The organism is Pseudomonas sp. WC1, from assembly GCF_050586565.1.
Lineage (GTDB): Bacteria > Pseudomonadota > Gammaproteobacteria > Pseudomonadales > Pseudomonadaceae > Aquipseudomonas.
Map to the genome: position 1 here is coordinate 20310 of NZ_JBOBDQ010000039.1, position 16893 is coordinate 37202.

A 16893-nucleotide genomic window follows, 5' to 3' on the forward strand; every position below is an offset into this window, starting at 1 on the left:
CCTATTTTCTAGCCCTTACTTGGAGTAGAGCTCGACAATCAGGTTTTCGTTGATGTCGGCGGACAGGTCGCTGCGAGCAGGAACGTTCTTGAAAACGCCCGACTTTTTAGCAGCATCCACATCAACCCACTCAACGCGGCCACGCTGGGCGCACAGTTCAAGGGCTTGAACAATGCGCAGCTGGTTCAGCGACTTCTCGCGAACCGAGACCACGTCACCCGGACGAACTTGGTAGGATGGAATGTTTACAGTCTTACCGTTGACGCTGATCGCTTTGTGCGAAACCAGCTGACGGGACTCGGAACGAGTCGAGCCGAAGCCCATACGGTAAACGACGTTATCCAGACGGCACTCGAGCAGTTGCAGCAGGTTCTCACCGGTTGCGCCTTTTTTCGAGGCAGCAGCTTGGTAGTAACCGCGGAACTGACGCTCCAGAACACCGTAGATACGACGGACTTTTTGTTTCTCGCGCAGCTGGGTACCGTAGTCGGACTGACGGCCACGGCGCTGGCCGTGGATACCTGGGGCTGCTTCGATGTTGCACTTCGATTCCAGAGCGCGAACGCCGCTCTTCAGGAACAGGTCAGTGCCTTCACGGCGAGACAGTTTGCATTTTGGACCAATGTAACGTGCCATTTATCTGTCTCCTGATTACACGCGACGCTTCTTCGGCGGACGGCACCCGTTATGCGGGATTGGCGTCACGTCGGTGATGCTGGCGATCTTGTAGCCGCAGCTGTTCAGTGCACGAACGGCGGACTCACGACCTGGACCTGGACCCTTGACGTTCACGTCGAGGTTCTTCAGACCGTATTCCAGCGCAGCTTGACCAGCACGCTCAGCAGCGATCTGTGCTGCGAACGGGGTGGATTTGCGCGAACCACGGAAACCCGAACCACCGGAAGTAGCCCAGGACAGTGCGTTGCCCTGACGGTCGGTGATGGTCACGATGGTGTTGTTGAAAGACGCATGGATGTGGGCGATGCCATCAACCACTGTCTTTTTGATTTTTTTACGAGGACGAGCAGCAGGTTTTGCCATGTCTATATTCCTGGGCGATTACTTGCGGATCGGCTTACGCGGGCCCTTACGGGTGCGTGCGTTGGTCTTGGTGCGCTGACCGCGAACCGGCAGACCTTTACGATGACGCAGGCCGCGGTAGCAACCCAGGTCCATCAAGCGCTTGATCTTCATGTTGATGTCACGGCGCAGGTCACCTTCGGTGGTGAACTTCGCGACTTCGCCACGCAGGGTTTCGATTTGCTCGTCGCTCAGATCCTTGATCTTAGCGGCTGGGTTTACACCAGCATCCGCACAGATTTTCTGTGCAGTTGTGCGACCGACACCATAGATGTAGGTCAGCGAGATAACAGTATGCTTGTTATCTGGAATGTTGACGCCTGCAATACGGGCCATTCAGTGGGACTCCAATTGACAGCTACCTACGCCCCGGAAGCCAAGAAATAGGGCGCGAGATAATATCGCTGTAGAAACGAATAATCAACCCAGCAGCACACTAGCTGCTGGGTTTGAAGCGCGGATCACACTCAGCCTTGGCGCTGCTTGTGACGCGGTTCCGCGCTGCAGATCACGCGCACGATACCTTCGCGACGAATGATCTTGCAGTTGCGGCACAGCTTTTTCACCGATGCACGAACTTTCATTACCGACTCCTCGAACCTTAAGGGGCTAAATCAGCGCAGCAGACCGCTGCCGCCGTAGCCTTTCAGGTTGGCTTTCTTCATCAGGGATTCGTACTGGTGCGAAACGAGGTGCGATTGTACTTGGGACATGAAGTCCATCACAACCACTACCACAATCAGCAACGAGGTCCCGCCAAGGTAGAACGGCACGTTTGCTGCTACCACCAGGAACTGGGGCAGAAGGCACACGGCCATCATGTAAAGAGCACCGAACATGGTCAAACGGGTCAGAACGCCATCAATGTAGCGCGCCGACTGCTCACCAGGACGGATACCCGGAATAAAGGCACCGGACTTCTTCAGGTTTTCCGCTACGTCTTTCGGGTTGAACATCAACGCTGTGTAGAAGAAGCAGAAGAAAATGATCCCTGCACTAAACAGCAGAATGTTCAACGGCTGACCAGGAGCGATCGACTGCGAGATGTCCTGCAGCCAGCCCATACCTTCAGACTGACCGAACCAGGCACCCAGCGAAGCCGGGAACAGCAAGATGCTGCTCGCGAAAATGGCCGGAATTACGCCCGCCATGTTCACTTTCAGCGGCAGGTGGCTGGTCTGCGCAGCGAAGACCTTGCGGCCCTGCTGACGCTTGGCGTAGTGAACGGCGATACGACGCTGACCACGCTCGATGAACACCACGAAGCCGATAATCGCTACTGCCAGCAAACCGATTGCGACCAGGGCGAAGATGTTGATATCGCCTGTGCGTGCAGACTCGAAAGACTGCCCGATTGCTCTCGGAAGACCGGCAACGATACCTGCGAAGATCAACATCGAGATACCGTTGCCCACACCGCGCTCGGTGATCTGCTCACCCAGCCACATCATGAACATCGCGCCCGCCACGAAGGTGGAGACGGCGACGACATGGAAGCCGAGGCCAACAGAAAACGCCACGCCCTGGTTGGCCAGGCCAATGGACATGCCAATGGCTTGAACCAGCGCCAGGATAACGGTGCCGTAGCGGGTGTACTGGCTGATCTTGCGACGGCCAGCTTCACCTTCCTTCTTCAACTGCTCCAGCTGCGGGCTGACAGCGGTCATGAGCTGCATGATGATCGATGCCGAGATGTACGGCATGATCCCCAGTGCAAAGATGCTCATGCGCTCCAGCGCGCCGCCGGAAAACATGTTGAACAAGCTAAGAATGGTCCCCTCATTCTGCCGGAACAGATCCGCGAGACGGTCCGGGTTAATGCCTGGTACCGGGATGTGCGCGCCAATCCGATAGACGATGATCGCCATGAACAGAAAACGCAGACGAGCCCAGAGTTCCGACATCCCGCCCTTACCGAGCGAAGAGAGAGCACCTTGCTTAGCCATTTATTCCTCGAACTTGCCGCCAGCTGCTTCGATAGCCGCACGTGCACCTTTGGTGACGGCGATACCCTTGAGGGTGACTGCGCGAGTGACTTCGCCCGACAGCATGATTTTCACACGCTGTACGTGCTGACCGATCACGTTGGCGTCCTTCAGGGACTGAACGGTGATCAGATCGCCTTCCACCTTGGCCAGCTCGGACAGACGCACTTCGGCGCGGTCCATGGCTTTCAGGGAAACGAAGCCGAACTTCGGCAGGCGACGGTGCAGCGGCTGTTGACCGCCTTCGAAGCCTGGAGCGATGGAGCCACCGGAACGGGAAGTCTGACCTTTGTGACCACGGCCACCAGTCTTGCCCAGACCGCTACCGATACCACGGCCCGGACGGTGCTTCTCGCGACGGGAACCCGGCGCTGGACTCAGATCATTGAGTTTCATTGATTAACCCTCGACCTTCAGCATGTAGTAAGCCTTGTTGATCATCCCGCGATTCTCGGGAGTATCCTGGACTTCTACAGTGTGACCGATACGACGCAGACCCAGACCCTTCACGCACAGCTTGTGGTTAGGGATGCGGCCCGAGACGCTCTTGATCAGCGTAACTTTGACGGTTGCCATGATCAGCGGATCTCCTCAACAGTCTTGCCGCGCTTGGCAGCAATGGACTCAGGGGATTGCATGGCTTTCAGACCCTTGAAGGTGGCGTGAACCACGTTCACCGGGTTGGTCGAACCGTAGCACTTGGCCAGGACGTTCTGAACACCAGCAACTTCCAGGACGGCACGCATTGCGCCGCCGGCGATGATACCGGTACCTTCCGAGGCAGGCTGCATGTAGACCTTCGAGGCGCCGTGGGCGGCCTTGGTGGCGTACTGCAGGGTGGTGCCCTTCAGGTCAACCTGAATCATGTTGCGACGAGCAGCTTCCATGGCTTTCTGGATCGCGGCAGGTACTTCGCGCGATTTGCCACGGCCAAAGCCAACACGACCCTTGCCATCACCTACCACGGTCAGCGCGGTGAAGGTGAAGATACGGCCGCCTTTAACGGTTTTGGCTACGCGGTTAACTTGAACCAGCTTCTCGATGTAGCCTTCGTCGCGCTTTTGATCGTTATTTGCCATAACTTAGAACTCCAGCCCGCCTTCACGAGCAGCATCAGCCAGCGCTTTGACGCGGCCATGGTACTTGAAGCCGGAACGGTCAAAGGCAACTTGAGATACACCGGCGGCTTTCGCGCGCTCAGCTACCAGCTTGCCAACCTTAGTGGCCGCGTCGATGTTGCCAGTGGCGCCATCACGCAGTTCTTTGTCCAAGGTAGAGGCGCTTGCCAGAACCTTGCTGCCGTCGGCCGAAATGACCTGGGCATAGATGTGCTGCGAGGAGCGGAACACGCACAGACGCACGGCTTCGAGCTCGTGCATTTTCAGGCGTGCTTTGCGAGCGCGACGCAGTCGAATAACTTTTTTGTCGGTCATTTGCTAGGCCCTACTTCTTCTTGGCTTCTTTACGACGGACTACTTCGTCCGCGTAACGCACACCCTTGCCCTTGTAAGGCTCTGGCGGACGGAAACCGCGGACTTCAGCGGCCACCTGACCTACCAGCTGCTTGTCGATACCCTTGATCAGGATGTCGGTCTGGCTTGGGGTTTCAGCGGTGATACCGGCTGGCAGTTCGTAATCCACTGGGTGCGAGAAGCCCAGAGCCAGGTTCAGGACGGTGCCTTTGGCCTGAGCTTTGTAACCAACACCGACCAGCTGGAGCTTGCGCTCGAAGCCTTGGCTTACGCCTTGGACCATGTTGTTCACCAGGGCGCGGGTGGTACCGGCCATGGCGCGAGCTTGCTGGTCACCGTTGCGAGCGACGAAACGCAGCTCACCAGACTCTTCGGTAACTTCAACAGACGAGTGAACGTTCAGTTCGAGAGTGCCCTTGGCACCCTTCACCGAAAGCTGCTGGCCGGCGAATTTGACTTCGACGCCTGCTGGCAGCTTAACGGGGTTCTTAGCGACGCGAGACATGCCTATCTCCCCTTAGAACACTGTGCACAGAACTTCGCCGCCGACACCGGCAGCGCGCGCAGCGCGGTCAGTCATCACACCTTTGTTGGTGGAGACGATAGACACGCCCAGGCCGCCACGTACTTTCGGCAGCTCAGTGACGGCCTTGTACTGGCGCAGGCCAGGACGGCTGGTACGCTTCAGTTCCTCGATGACCGGACGGCCTTCGAAGTACTTCAGCTCGATCGACAGGGAAGGCTTGGCTTCGCCGTTGACTTCGTAGCCAGCGATGTAGCCTTCGTCTTTCAGTACTTTGGCAACCGCGACCTTCAGGGTAGAAGAAGGCATGCTTACGACAGACTTTTCAGCCATCTGGGCATTACGGATGCGAGTTAGCATGTCCGCTAACGGGTCCTGCATACTCATGGGCTAGATGCTCCTGATACAAGAATTATTAGCCTTGCGGCTATCACAACCACCCGAACAGGCAGGGCAAAAAACCCGGGCTCAGGTGAGCCGGTCATTCTAGACACAAGGCAGAAACGAAACAAGCCCCATATAGGGGCTTGTTTCAATGCGAGGTCACCGGCGGTCGGAAGATCGCTCCCCTTCCACCGGCGGTCACGCCAACCGGGATTACCAGCTGGCCTTGACCAGACCCGGCACGTCACCACGCATGGCAGCTTCGCGCAGCTTGTTACGGCCGAGGCCGAACTTGCGGTACACGCCGTGCGGACGACCGGTGATGCGGCAACGGTTACGCATGCGCGAAGCGCTGGCGTCACGTGGTTGCTTCTGCAGGGCGACAACGGCAGCGAAACGCTCTTCTGGAGAGGCGTTCAGGTTGACGATGGTCGCTTTCAGCTCGGCACGCTTTTTGGCGTACTTGGCTACCGTGAGCTGACGCTTCAGCTCGCGGTTCTTCATGCTCTTCTTGGCCATTTTCCTACTCCAATCAGTTGCGGAACGGGAACTTGAAAGCACGCAGCAGAGCGCGGCCTTCGTCGTCCGAACGAGCAGTGGTGGTCAGGGTGATGTCCAAACCGCGCAGAGCATCGATCTTGTCGTAGTCGATTTCCGGGAAGATGATCTGCTCTTTCACGCCCATGCTGTAGTTGCCACGACCATCGAAGGACTTGGCATTCAGGCCGCGGAAGTCGCGAACCCGAGGCAGGGAGATCGCCAGCAGGCGGTCCAGGAATTCGTACATCTTGTCGCTACGCAGGGTCACCTTGACGCCGATCGGCCAGCCTTCACGGACTTTGAAGCCCGCGATGGATTTACGAGCGAAAGTCACGACCGGCTTTTGACCGGTGATCTTTTCCAGGTCGGCAACAGCGTGCTCGATGACTTTCTTGTCGCCGATCGCTTCGCCCAGACCCATGTTCAGGGTGATTTTGGTAACGCGCGGAACTTCCATCACGTTCGACAGCTTAAGTTCTTCCTTAAGCTTGGGAGCGATTTCGTTCCGGTAAATCTCTTTCAGTCGTGCCATGGTCTTCTACCTAGCAGTGTTCAAGCATCAACCGCTTTTTGGGTCGACTTGAAGACACGAATTTTCTTGCCTTCTTCTACTTTGAAGCCAACGCGGTCAGCCTTGTTGGTTTCGCTGTTGAAGATGGCAACGTTGGAAGCGTGCAGTGGCGCTTCTTTTTCGACGATACCGCCCTGAACGCCCGCCATCGGGTTAGGCTTGGTATGACGCTTGACCAGGTTCACGCCACCGATGACCAGACGGTCATCAGCCAGAACCTTCAGCACCTTACCGCGCTTACCCTTGTCTTTGCCGGCGATCACGATGATCTCGTCGTCACGACGAATCTTTTGCATGTCGGATCTCCTTAGAGCACTTCAGGGGCGAGCGAAACGATCTTCATGAACTTCTCGGTACGAAGTTCACGGGTCACTGGCCCGAAGATGCGAGTACCGATCGGCTCTTGCTTGGTGTTCAGCAGAACAGCAGCGTTGCCGTCGAAACGAATGATGGAACCGTCAGCGCGACGTACACCGTGACGGGTACGGACGACAACAGCGGTCATCACCTGGCCTTTCTTGACCTTACCGCGAGGAATTGCTTCCTTGACGGTAACTTTGATGATGTCACCGATACCGGCGTAACGACGGTGGGAACCGCCGAGCACCTTGATGCACATGACGCGACGAGCGCCGCTGTTATCGGCCACATCGAGCATGGATTGAGTCTGAATCATAAAATTTCTCCGACCCCTAGCCCTTAGACTTCAACAGCGCGTTCGAGGACTTCAACCAGTGCCCAGGACTTGGTCTTGGCCAGCGGACGGGTTTCACGGATGGAAACCTTGTCGCCGATCTTGCACTGGTTGGCTTCGTCGTGCGCGTGCAGCTTAGTCGAACGCTTAACGTATTTACCGTAGATCGGGTGCTTTACGCGACGCTCGATCAGAACGGTGATGGTCTTGTCCATTTTGTCGCTGACGACACGGCCAGTCAGCGTACGGACGGTTTTTTCAGCTTCAGCCATGATCACTTACCTGCCTGCTGGTTGAGCACAGTTTTCACGCGAGCGATGTCACGCTTAACTTGCGAGAGCAGGTGCGACTGCCCCAACTGGCCAGTTGCTTTCTGCATGCGCAGATTGAACTGGTCGCGCAGCAAGCCGAGCAGTTGCTCATTCAGTTGCTGTGCGGATTTTTCACGAAGTTCATTCGCTTTCATCACATCACCGTCCGCTTAACAAAGGAGGTGGCGAGTGGCAGCTTTGCAGCAGCCAGGGCGAAAGCTTCGCGCGCCAGCTCTTCAGAAACACCCTCGATCTCGTACAGGACTTTGCCTGGCTGAATCTGGGCAACCCAGTATTCCACGGAACCCTTACCTTTACCCATCCGCACTTCGAGAGGCTTCTTGGTAACCGGCTTGTCCGGGAACACACGGATCCAGATCTTGCCGCCACGCTTAACGTGACGGGTCAGGGCACGACGTGCCGACTCGATCTGGCGAGCGGTGAGACGACCGCGGGCGACAGCTTTCAGAGCGAACTCGCCGAAGCTGACCTTGCTACCGCGCAGTGCCAGACCACGGTTGTGGCCGGTCATCTGCTTGCGGAATTTTGTACGCTTTGGTTGCAACATTTGGCGTACCCCTTACTTAGCAGCTTTTTTACGAGGCGCTGGTGCTTGCGGCTTCAGCTCTTCCTGGCGACCACCAATAACTTCGCCTTTGAAGATCCAAACCTTCACACCGATCACACCGTAGGTGGTGTGAGCTTCGTAGGTGTTGTAGTCGATATCGGCACGCAGGGTGTGCAGGGGCACACGACCTTCGCGATACCACTCGGTACGTGCGATCTCGGCACCGCCGAGACGACCGCTCACCTGGATCTTGATGCCCTTGGCACCAATACGCATGGCGTTCTGCACGGCACGCTTCATGGCGCGACGGAACATTACGCGGCGTTCCAGCTGCTGGGCTACGCTCTGAGCAACCAGCATGGCGTCGAGTTCCGGCTTGCGGATCTCTTCGATGTTGATGTGCACAGGCACACCCATCTGCTTGGTCAGGTCCTGACGCAGCTTCTCAACATCTTCACCTTTCTTGCCGATAACGATACCGGGACGAGCGGTGTGGATGGTGATGCGTGCAGTTTGAGCCGGACGATGAATATCGATACGGCTAACGGACGCGCTTTTTAGTTTGTCTTGGAGGTACTCGCGAGTTTGCAGATCCTTCAGCAGGTAATCTGCGTAAGTCGCGCCGTCTGCGTACCAGACGGAGGTGTGCTCCTTGACGATTCCCAGGCGAATGCCAGTGGGATGTACTTTCTGACCCATCTGATCGACTCCGTTACTTGTCCGCAACCTTGACAGTGATATGGCAAGACCGCTTGACGATGCGATCAGCACGGCCTTTGGCACGTGGCATGATGCGCTTCAGCGAACGCCCTTCGTTGACGAAGACGGTGGAGACCTTCAGGTCATCAACGTCTGCGCCTTCGTTGTGTTCGGCGTTGGCAACGGCCGACTCGAGGACTTTCTTCATGATTTCAGCGGCTTTTTTGCTGCTGAAGGCCAACAGGTTGAGCGCTTCGCCCACCTTCTTCCCGCGGATCTGGTCGGCGACCAAGCGGGCTTTCTGGGCGGAGATGCGAGCGCCCGACAACTTAGCGGCTACTTCCATTTCCTTACCCCTTAACGCTTGGCTTTCTTGTCAGCCACGTGCCCGCGGTAGGTGCGGGTACCGGCGAACTCGCCCAGTTTGTGGCCGACCATGTCTTCGTTCACGAGAACTGGGACGTGTTGGCGACCGTTGTGTACCGCGATGGTCAGACCGACCATTTGTGGCAGGATCATCGAACGGCGCGACCAGGTTTTAACTGGCTTGCGATCGTTCTTCTCCACCGCCACTTCGATCTTCTTCAGCAGGTGAAGATCGATAAAAGGACCTTTTTTCAGAGAACGTGGCACTGTCGTATCCCTCTAGTTACTTGCGACGACGGACGATCATGTTGTCGGTACGCTTATTACCACGGGTTTTGGCACCCTTGGTTGGGAAGCCCCATGGCGATACCGGATGACGACCACCGGAGGTACGACCTTCACCACCACCATGTGGGTGGTCAACCGGGTTCATGGCAACACCACGAACGGTTGGGCGAACGCCGCGCCAGCGTTTGGCACCAGCTTTACCCAGCGAACGCAGGCTGTGCTCGGAGTTCGAGACTTCGCCCAGGGTCGCACGGCACTCAGCCAGGACTTTACGCATTTCACCAGAGCGCAGACGCAGGGTCACGTAGACACCTTCGCGAGCGATCAGCTGAGCCGAAGCACCAGCGGAACGAGCGATCTGAGCACCTTTACCCGGCTTCAGTTCGATGCCGTGAATGGTGCTACCTACTGGAATGTTGCGCAGTTGCAGGGAGTTACCGGCCTTGATTGGGGCCAGGGCACCTGCGATCAGCTGGTCGCCAGCACTCACGCCTTTAGGGGCGATGATGTAGCGACGCTCGCCGTCTGCGTAGCACAGCAGGGCGATGTGAGCAGTACGGTTTGGATCGTATTCGATACGCTCGACAGTGGCTGGGATGCCATCTTTGTCGTTGCGACGGAAGTCGACCAGACGGTAGTGCTGCTTATGACCACCACCCACGTGACGCGTGGTGATGCGGCCATTGTTGTTACGACCACCAGACTTCGATTTCTTCTCGATCAGCGGTGCGTGAGGAGCGCCTTTGTGCAGCTCCTTGTTGACCACCTTGACCACGAAACGGCGGCCAGGGGAAGTCGGTTTGCATTTAACGATTGCCATGATGCACCCCTTCCTTACTCAGCACTGCTGCTGAAATCGAGATCTTGGCCTGGCTGAAGGGAGACGATCGCCTTCTTCCAGTCATTACGCTTGCCCAGACCACGTGCGGTACGCTTGGTTTTACCCAGAACGTTAACAGTCGACACGTTTTCAACTTTTACGTTGAACAGGCCTTCGACAGCTTTCTTGATTTCCAGCTTGGTTGCATCGGTAGCAACCTTGAATACGAACTGGCCTTTTTTCTCAGCCAGAACGGTAGCCTTCTCGGAAACGTGCGGGCCAAGGAGGACTTTGAATACGCGTTCCTGGTTCATCCCAGCAGCTCCTCGAATTTCTTCACGGCCGAGACAGTGATCAACACTTTCTCGTATGCGATCAGACTGACCGGGTCGGAACCTTGAACGTCACGTACATCGACGTGCGGCAGGTTACGAGCAGCCAGGTACAGGTTCTGATCAACAGCGTCCGAAACGATCAGTACGTCGCTCAGACCCATGCCGTTCAGCTTGTTCAGCAGATCTTTGGTTTTCGGTGCTTCAACAGCGAAGTCCTGAACCACGACCAGACGGTCGCTACGCACCAGCTCGGCGAGGATGGAGCGCAGGGCTGCGCGGTACATCTTCTTGTTGAGCTTCTGCGAGTGATCTTGAGGACGAGCTGCGAAGGTTACACCACCGCCACGCCAGATCGGACCACGGGTAGTACCGGCACGAGCACGGCCAGTACCTTTCTGACGCCATGGGCGCTTACCGCCACCGGCCACGTCAGAACGGGTCTTCTGCTGCTTGGTGCCCTGACGGCCGCCGGCCATGTAGGCCACGACTGCTTGGTGTACCAGCGTCTCGTTGAATTCGCCACCGAAAGTCAGTTCGGAAACTTCGATCGCCTGAGCGTCATTTACATTAAGTTGCATGTCAGTTTCCCCTTACCCGCGAGCCTTGACAGCTGGACGCACAACCACGTCGCCGCCAGTAGCGCCTGGAACGGCACCCTTGATCAGCAGCAGGTTGCGTTCAGCGTCTACGCGTACTACTTCCAGGGACTGCACAGTCACGCGCTCAGCGCCCATGTGACCGGACATTTTCTTGCCCTTGAATACACGACCAGGAGTCTGGCACTGGCCGATGGAGCCAGGGACACGGTGCGATACGGAGTTACCGTGGGTGTTATCTTGACCACGGAAGTTCCAGCGCTTGATGGTACCGGCGAAGCCTTTACCTTTGGACTGACCGGTTACGTCTACCAGCTGGCCTGCAGTGAAGAGTTCAGCTTTGATCAGATCGCCAGCCTGGAAATCGCCTTCTTCAAGACGGAACTCCCAGACACCGCGACCAGCGGCAACGTTGGCCTTGGCAAAGTGGCCTGCCTGAGCGGCGGTCACACGCGAAGCACGACGCTCGCCGACAGTGACTTGCACTGCACGGTAGCCATCAGTTTCTTCGGTTTTGAACTGGGTGACGCGATTCGGCTCGATCTCAATGACCGTGACCGGAATGGAGACACCTTCTTCGGTGAAAATACGGGTCATGCCCGCTTTCCGACCGACTACACCAATAGTCATGTTGTAAACCTCATGAGTGTACGGGGCTTTCACCCGCTATGGCCGCCCATTTCAGAGCGTTACACGACCAGACCGAAGTCTTAGCCGAGGCTGATCTGTACTTCCACGCCGGCCGCCAGATCGAGCTTCATCAGCGCGTCAACGGTTTTATCCGTTGGCTGGACGATGTCCAGAACACGCTTATGAGTGCGAATCTCGTACTGGTCACGCGCGTCTTTGTTGACGTGCGGGGAGACCAGAACGGTGAAACGCTCTTTGCGGGTAGGCAGTGGAATTGGACCACGCACCTGTGCACCAGTACGTTTCGCGGTTTCCACGATTTCCTGGGTGGATTGGTCGATCAGGCGATGGTCGAAAGCCTTCAACCTGATACGGATTTGCTGATTTTGCATTGGATTTCAGACTCCAGGCTGTTCCCAACGGACGCACTACGCCCGCTAAAAGGAGGCGTGATTCTATAGACGCCCCAATTTAGTGTCAACCCAATAAAAAAAGCCCCCGCTGAGCGGGGGCTTTTTCAATCGGTCGAGTGATTACTCGATGATTTTGGCTACGACGCCGGCGCCGACGGTACGACCGCCTTCACGGATGGCGAAACGCAGACCGTCTTCCATTGCGATGGTCTTGATCAGGGTGACAGTCATCTGGATGTTGTCACCTGGCATTACCATTTCAACGCCTTCCGGCAGTTCGCAGTTACCGGTCACGTCAGTGGTACGGAAGTAGAACTGAGGACGGTAGCCTTTGAAGAACGGAGTGTGACGACCGCCTTCTTCCTTCGACAGGACGTAGACTTCTGCGGTGAACTTGGTGTGCGGCTTGACCGAACCTGGCTTGACCAGAACCTGGCCACGCTCAACGTCGTCACGCTTGGTACCACGCAGCAGAACGCCGCAGTTCTCGCCAGCACGACCTTCGTCCAGCAGCTTGCGGAACATCTCAACACCGGTGCAGGTGGTGGTGGTGGTGTCACGCAGACCAACGATTTCCAGGGCGTCCTGAACGCGGACGATACCACGCTCGATACGACCGGTAACAACGGTACCACGACCCGAGATCGAGAATACGTCTTCGATTGGCATCAGGAACGGCTGATCGATGGCACGAACTGGCTCAGGGATGTAGGCATCCAGAGTTTCTACCAGCTTCTTGACAGCGGTAGTGCCCATTTCGTTGTCGTCTTTGCCTTCCAGCGCCATACGAGCCGAACCGATGATGATCGGGGTGTCGTCGCCTGGGAAGTCGTAGGTGGACAGCAGGTCGCGAACTTCCATCTCGACCAGTTCCAGCAGCTCAGCGTCGTCTACCAGGTCAGCCTTGTTCAGGAAGACCACGATGTACGGAACGCCAACCTGACGGGACAGCAGGATGTGCTCACGGGTTTGTGGCATCGGACCATCGGCGGCCGAGCAAACCAGGATCGCGCCGTCCATCTGGGCAGCACCAGTGATCATGTTCTTCACGTAGTCAGCGTGACCTGGGCAGTCAACGTGAGCGTAGTGACGAATGTTCGAGTTGTACTCGACGTGCGCGGTGTTGATGGTGATACCGCGAGCTTTTTCTTCCGGAGCCGAGTCGATCTTGTCGAACTCAACGACGGCCGAACCGAAAACTTCGGAGCAGACGCGGGTCAGAGCTGCGGTCAGAGTGGTTTTACCGTGGTCAACGTGACCGATGGTGCCAACGTTGACGTGCGGAAGGGAACGATCAAATTTTTCTTTAGCCACGACAGTGAACTCCTAGCCTAAAGGGGCTGAATCAGCCTTGTTTTTTAATGAGAGCTTCGACGATGTTCGACGGAGCTTCAGCGTACTTCGAGAATTCCATGGAGTAGCTTGCGCGACCCTGAGACATGGAACGAACGTCGGTTGCGTAACCGAACATCTCTCCCAGCGGAACCTCAGCGCGGACGACGCGGCCAGAGACCGACTCATCCATACCCTGGACCAGACCACGACGACGGTTCAGGTCACCCATCACGTCACCCAGGTAGTCTTCCGGGGTTACAACTTCGACCTTCATGATCGGCTCGAGAACCACGCCACCGCCCTTCTGGGCCAGTTGCTTGGTTGCCATCGAAGCAGCGATTTTGAACGCCATTTCGTTGGAGTCGACGTCGTGGTACGAACCGTCGAATACCGTGGCCTTCAGGCCGATCAGAGGATAACCGGCAACAACGCCGTTTTTCATCTGCTCTTCGATACCCTTCTGGATCGGAGCGATGAATTCCTTAGGAATCACACCGCCAACGACTTCGTTGGAGAACACCAGACCTTCGGTGATGTTGCCCTTGTCGTCCTGATCTGGCTCCGAGAAACGGATCCAGCAGTGACCGAACTGACCACGACCACCCGACTGACGAACGAATTTGCCTTCGATCTCAACGCCGGATTTGGTGATCTTCTCACGGTACGAAACCTGAGGCTTACCGATGTTGGCTTCGACGTTGAATTCGCGCTTCATGCGGTCAACGAGGATGTCCAGGTGCAGCTCACCCATACCGGAGATGATGGTCTGGCCGGTTTCTTCGTCGGTCTTGACGCGGAACGACGGGTCTTCCTGGGCCAGCTTGCCCAGAGCGATACCCATCTTCTCTTGGTCAGCCTTGGTTTTCGGCTCGACGGAGAGCGAAATCACCGGCTCAGGGAAGTCCATACGCTCAAGGATGATTGGCTTCTCGATGTTGCACAGGGTTTCGCCGGTGGTCACATCTTTCATGCCGATCAGGGCCGCGATGTCGCCAGCGCGTACTTCCTTGATCTCTTCACGCTGGTTGGCGTGCATCTGCACCATACGACCAACGCGCTCTTTCTTGCCCTTGACCGAGTTGATGACCGAGTCACCGGAGGCCAGAACGCCCGAGTAGACGCGAACGAAGGTCAGAGTACCCACGAACGGGTCAGTCGCGATCTTGAACGCCAGAGCCGAGAACGGCTCGTCGTCGTCTGCGTGACGCTCGTCCTTACGAACAGCCGGATCTTCTTTGTCCAGCTCTTTGTCGTCCGGGTTGATGCCCTGGATTGCAGGGATCTCGGTCGGAGCAGGCAGGTAGTCGATGACAGCGTCGAGAACCAGGGGAACGCCCTTGTTCTTGAACGACGAACCGCAGACAGCCGGAACGATCTCGCTGGCCAGGGTGCGCGCGCGCAGACCGGCTTTGATCTCTTCGACGGTCAGCTCTTCGCCTTCCAGGTACTTGTTCATCAGCTCTTCGCTGGACTCTGCAGCCGCTTCAACCATGTTGGAGCGCCACTCTTGAGCCAGCTCCAGCATATCGGCAGGAATTTCTTCCTCGCGATAAGTGGTGCCTTTGTCGTCGTCGTTCCAGTAGATAGCCTTCATCTTGATCAGATCGACCTGACCCTGGAAGTTATCTTCCGAACCGATGGCCAGCTGAACCGGAACCGGGGTGTGGCCCAGACGGTTCTTGATCTGACCTACGACGCGCAGGAAGTTGGCACCGGCACGGTCCATCTTGTTCACGTAGACAACACGTGGAACACCGTACTTGTTGGCTTGACGCCATACGGTTTCGGACTGCGGCTCAACGCCGGAGGTACCGCAGAACACAACGACCGCGCCGTCGAGTACGCGCAGCGAACGCTCAACTTCAATGGTGAAGTCAACGTGGCCGGGGGTATCGATGACGTTTACGCGGTAGTTGTCGTACTGACCGACAGAACCTTTCCAGAAGGTGGTAACGGCAGCGGAGGTAATGGTGATACCGCGCTCCTGCTCCTGCACCATCCAGTCGGTGGTCGCGGCGCCGTCATGCACCTCGCCCATCTTGTGGCTCAGACCTGTGTAGAACAGGATCCGCTCGGTAGTGGTAGTCTTGCCCGCGTCAACGTGCGCGCAGATACCGATGTTACGGTAGCGGTTAATTGCTGTAGTACGAGCCATAAAGCCCTCGCAAAATAATTGATGCTTGAATTAGAAGCGGTAGTGCGAGAACGCTTTGTTGGCTTCGGCCATACGGTGCACGTCTTCACGCTTCTTGACTGCAGCACCCTTGCCTTCGGCAGCATCCAGCAGCTCACCGGCCAGGCGCAGGGCCATCGACTTCTCGCCGCGCTTGCGGGCGTAGTCTACGAGCCAGCGCATTGCCAGAGCGTTACGACGGGACGGACGAACTTCAACCGGGACCTGGTAAGTGGCACCGCCGACACGGCGGGACTTTACTTCGACCAGCGGAGCGATGGCGTCGAGAGCTTTCTCGAAGATTTCCAGGGGGTCGCTGTTCTTGCGTGCTTTGACTGCATCCAGGGCACCGTAAACGATGCGCTCGGCCACAGCCTTCTTGCCGCTTTCCATCACGTGGTTCATGAACTTGGCGAGGATCTGGGATCCGTACTTCGGATCGTCCAGGATCTCACGTTTTGCTGCTACACGACGTCTTGGCATGATAAGCCCTCAAACGGTCTTCAGGTTAGCCCGGGACGTGGGTCTTCGACCCCTGCCCGACCTTACTCTTATCGACTCAAAAAAATGGATATGTGCAAACGACCGATTACTTCGGACGCTTGGTACCGTACTTCGAACGACCCTGGTTACGGCCTTTGACGCCCGAAGTATCCAGAGAGCCGCGAACGGTGTGGTAACGAACACCTGGCAAGTCTTTTACACGGCCGCCACGGATCAGGACGACGCTGTGCTCTTGCAGGTTGTGGCCTTCACCACCGATGTACGAGGAAACCTCGAAACCGTTGGTCAGACGCACACGGCATACTTTACGCAGTGCCGAGTTAGGTTTTTTCGGCGTGGTGGTGTACACACGGGTGCACACGCCACGACGTTGCGGGCAGTTCTGCAGCGCAGGAACGTCGGACTTCTCGACCGAACGCTTACGCGGCTGACGTACCAGCTGGTTGATAGTTGCCATCTACTAGCTCCACTGATTGTCTTGCGACTCTATTGTCTTGCAAGAAAGCCAAAAATTGGCGAGACGGAGCCTCACCAAATTTAAGGGTACAAAAGTCTAAAGAGGATCTTGCACCCAGTCAAGACGAGGCCCCGGCCCTCCTCGCCCGG

30 protein-coding genes are annotated in these 16893 nt (G+C 56.8%); all 30 read right to left on the bottom strand.

Going from position 1 to position 16893, the window contains the following annotated elements; all coding sequences use genetic code 11:
* Nucleotides 1-15: 15 nt before the first annotated feature.
* The 30 genes from rpsD to rpsL all read right to left on the bottom strand — a co-directional run bounded on the left by rpsD (nt 16) and on the right by rpsL (nt 16744).
* Nucleotides 16-636 carry a 30S ribosomal protein S4 gene (gene rpsD, locus ACQ4OD_RS17595; protein WP_023629185.1) on the bottom strand — a complete coding sequence of 207 codons (621 nt, stop codon included), beginning with the start codon at nt 634-636 and terminating at the stop codon, nt 16-18.
* 15 nt (nt 637-651) lie between these two features.
* The gene (rpsK, locus tag ACQ4OD_RS17600) at nt 652-1041 is read right to left on the bottom strand and encodes a 30S ribosomal protein S11 (RefSeq protein WP_012270237.1); all 390 of its coding nucleotides are present in this window, start codon (nt 1039-1041) and stop codon (nt 652-654) included.
* A gap of 18 nt (nt 1042-1059) precedes the next feature.
* The gene (gene rpsM / locus ACQ4OD_RS17605; protein ID WP_003255457.1) at nt 1060-1416 is read right to left on the bottom strand and encodes a 30S ribosomal protein S13; all 357 of its coding nucleotides are present in this window, start codon (nt 1414-1416) and stop codon (nt 1060-1062) included.
* 131 nt (nt 1417-1547) lie between these two features.
* The gene (gene rpmJ / locus ACQ4OD_RS17610; protein ID WP_011531897.1) at nt 1548-1664 is read right to left on the bottom strand and encodes a 50S ribosomal protein L36; all 117 of its coding nucleotides are present in this window, start codon (nt 1662-1664) and stop codon (nt 1548-1550) included.
* Nucleotides 1665-1694: 30 nt separating this feature from the next.
* Entirely contained in the window at nt 1695-3026 is a 1332-nt protein-coding gene (gene secY, locus ACQ4OD_RS17615) for a preprotein translocase subunit SecY (RefSeq protein ID WP_003257108.1), read from the bottom strand.
* Entirely contained in the window at nt 3027-3461 is a 435-nt protein-coding gene (rplO, locus tag ACQ4OD_RS17620) for a 50S ribosomal protein L15 (protein WP_011531896.1), read from the bottom strand. It lies immediately after the preceding gene.
* Between the two features lie 3 nt (nt 3462-3464).
* Nucleotides 3465-3641 (bottom strand): 50S ribosomal protein L30, encoded by a 177-nt coding sequence (gene rpmD / locus ACQ4OD_RS17625; protein ID WP_011531895.1) that lies wholly within the window; start codon nt 3639-3641, stop codon nt 3465-3467.
* Between the two features lie 2 nt (nt 3642-3643).
* Nucleotides 3644-4144 carry a 30S ribosomal protein S5 gene (gene rpsE / locus ACQ4OD_RS17630; protein ID WP_046857343.1) on the bottom strand — a complete coding sequence of 167 codons (501 nt, stop codon included), beginning with the start codon at nt 4142-4144 and terminating at the stop codon, nt 3644-3646.
* A 3-nt stretch (nt 4145-4147) separates the two neighbouring features.
* Entirely contained in the window at nt 4148-4498 is a 351-nt protein-coding gene (gene rplR / locus ACQ4OD_RS17635) for a 50S ribosomal protein L18 (RefSeq protein ID WP_023629183.1), read from the bottom strand.
* Between the two features lie 10 nt (nt 4499-4508).
* Nucleotides 4509-5042: a 50S ribosomal protein L6 gene (rplF, locus tag ACQ4OD_RS17640; RefSeq protein WP_046857344.1), complete on the bottom strand. Its 534-nt coding sequence runs from the start codon at nt 5040-5042 to the stop codon at nt 4509-4511.
* A 12-nt stretch (nt 5043-5054) separates the two neighbouring features.
* A complete protein-coding gene (gene rpsH / locus ACQ4OD_RS17645; RefSeq protein ID WP_046857345.1) occupies nt 5055-5447 on the bottom strand; it encodes a 30S ribosomal protein S8 in 393 nt (130 codons plus the stop codon).
* Nucleotides 5448-5657: 210 nt separating this feature from the next.
* Nucleotides 5658-5963, bottom strand: a complete 306-nt coding sequence (rpsN, locus tag ACQ4OD_RS17650; RefSeq protein WP_023629181.1) for a 30S ribosomal protein S14 — start codon at nt 5961-5963, stop codon at nt 5658-5660.
* Between the two features lie 13 nt (nt 5964-5976).
* Nucleotides 5977-6516, bottom strand: coding sequence for a 50S ribosomal protein L5 (rplE, locus tag ACQ4OD_RS17655; RefSeq protein WP_003255474.1), 540 nt, complete (start codon nt 6514-6516; stop codon nt 5977-5979).
* Between the two features lie 20 nt (nt 6517-6536).
* Entirely contained in the window at nt 6537-6851 is a 315-nt protein-coding gene (gene rplX / locus ACQ4OD_RS17660) for a 50S ribosomal protein L24 (RefSeq protein WP_023629180.1), read from the bottom strand.
* 11 nt (nt 6852-6862) lie between these two features.
* Nucleotides 6863-7231, bottom strand: a complete 369-nt coding sequence (rplN, locus tag ACQ4OD_RS17665; RefSeq protein ID WP_008089810.1) for a 50S ribosomal protein L14 — start codon at nt 7229-7231, stop codon at nt 6863-6865.
* 23 nt (nt 7232-7254) lie between these two features.
* A complete protein-coding gene (gene rpsQ, locus ACQ4OD_RS17670) occupies nt 7255-7521 on the bottom strand; it encodes a 30S ribosomal protein S17 (protein WP_003255478.1) in 267 nt (88 codons plus the stop codon).
* 2 nt (nt 7522-7523) lie between these two features.
* Entirely contained in the window at nt 7524-7715 is a 192-nt protein-coding gene (rpmC, locus tag ACQ4OD_RS17675; protein WP_002555481.1) for a 50S ribosomal protein L29, read from the bottom strand.
* Entirely contained in the window at nt 7715-8128 is a 414-nt protein-coding gene (gene rplP, locus ACQ4OD_RS17680) for a 50S ribosomal protein L16 (protein WP_009397508.1), read from the bottom strand. Before rplP ends, rpmC begins: the two co-directional genes overlap by 1 nt.
* 12 nt (nt 8129-8140) lie before the next feature.
* Entirely contained in the window at nt 8141-8827 is a 687-nt protein-coding gene (rpsC, locus tag ACQ4OD_RS17685) for a 30S ribosomal protein S3 (protein ID WP_011531889.1), read from the bottom strand.
* Between the two features lie 13 nt (nt 8828-8840).
* A complete protein-coding gene (gene rplV, locus ACQ4OD_RS17690; protein WP_003103908.1) occupies nt 8841-9173 on the bottom strand; it encodes a 50S ribosomal protein L22 in 333 nt (110 codons plus the stop codon).
* Nucleotides 9174-9184: 11 nt separating this feature from the next.
* Complete coding sequence (rpsS, locus tag ACQ4OD_RS17695; RefSeq protein WP_010486981.1) at nt 9185-9460, bottom strand: 30S ribosomal protein S19; 276 nt, start codon at nt 9458-9460, stop codon at nt 9185-9187.
* A gap of 16 nt (nt 9461-9476) precedes the next feature.
* A complete protein-coding gene (gene rplB / locus ACQ4OD_RS17700; RefSeq protein WP_003255483.1) occupies nt 9477-10301 on the bottom strand; it encodes a 50S ribosomal protein L2 in 825 nt (274 codons plus the stop codon).
* A gap of 14 nt (nt 10302-10315) precedes the next feature.
* Nucleotides 10316-10615, bottom strand: coding sequence for a 50S ribosomal protein L23 (rplW, locus tag ACQ4OD_RS17705; protein WP_003255484.1), 300 nt, complete (start codon nt 10613-10615; stop codon nt 10316-10318).
* Nucleotides 10612-11214: a 50S ribosomal protein L4 gene (gene rplD, locus ACQ4OD_RS17710; RefSeq protein WP_003255485.1), complete on the bottom strand. Its 603-nt coding sequence runs from the start codon at nt 11212-11214 to the stop codon at nt 10612-10614. The genes rplW and rplD overlap by 4 nt, the downstream gene beginning before the upstream one ends.
* 12 nt (nt 11215-11226) lie before the next feature.
* Nucleotides 11227-11862 carry a 50S ribosomal protein L3 gene (rplC, locus tag ACQ4OD_RS17715; RefSeq protein ID WP_011531887.1) on the bottom strand — a complete coding sequence of 212 codons (636 nt, stop codon included), beginning with the start codon at nt 11860-11862 and terminating at the stop codon, nt 11227-11229.
* A gap of 80 nt (nt 11863-11942) precedes the next feature.
* Entirely contained in the window at nt 11943-12254 is a 312-nt protein-coding gene (gene rpsJ, locus ACQ4OD_RS17720; protein ID WP_003186070.1) for a 30S ribosomal protein S10, read from the bottom strand.
* Between the two features lie 141 nt (nt 12255-12395).
* Nucleotides 12396-13589 carry an elongation factor Tu gene (gene tuf, locus ACQ4OD_RS17725; RefSeq protein WP_038707241.1) on the bottom strand — a complete coding sequence of 398 codons (1194 nt, stop codon included), beginning with the start codon at nt 13587-13589 and terminating at the stop codon, nt 12396-12398.
* 31 nt (nt 13590-13620) lie between these two features.
* A complete protein-coding gene (gene fusA / locus ACQ4OD_RS17730; protein WP_139668115.1) occupies nt 13621-15765 on the bottom strand; it encodes an elongation factor G in 2145 nt (714 codons plus the stop codon).
* Nucleotides 15766-15795: 30 nt separating this feature from the next.
* Nucleotides 15796-16266, bottom strand: a complete 471-nt coding sequence (rpsG, locus tag ACQ4OD_RS17735; protein WP_023628750.1) for a 30S ribosomal protein S7 — start codon at nt 16264-16266, stop codon at nt 15796-15798.
* Nucleotides 16267-16372: 106 nt separating this feature from the next.
* Entirely contained in the window at nt 16373-16744 is a 372-nt protein-coding gene (gene rpsL / locus ACQ4OD_RS17740; protein ID WP_003255492.1) for a 30S ribosomal protein S12, read from the bottom strand.
* Nucleotides 16745-16893: the final 149 nt, after the last annotated feature.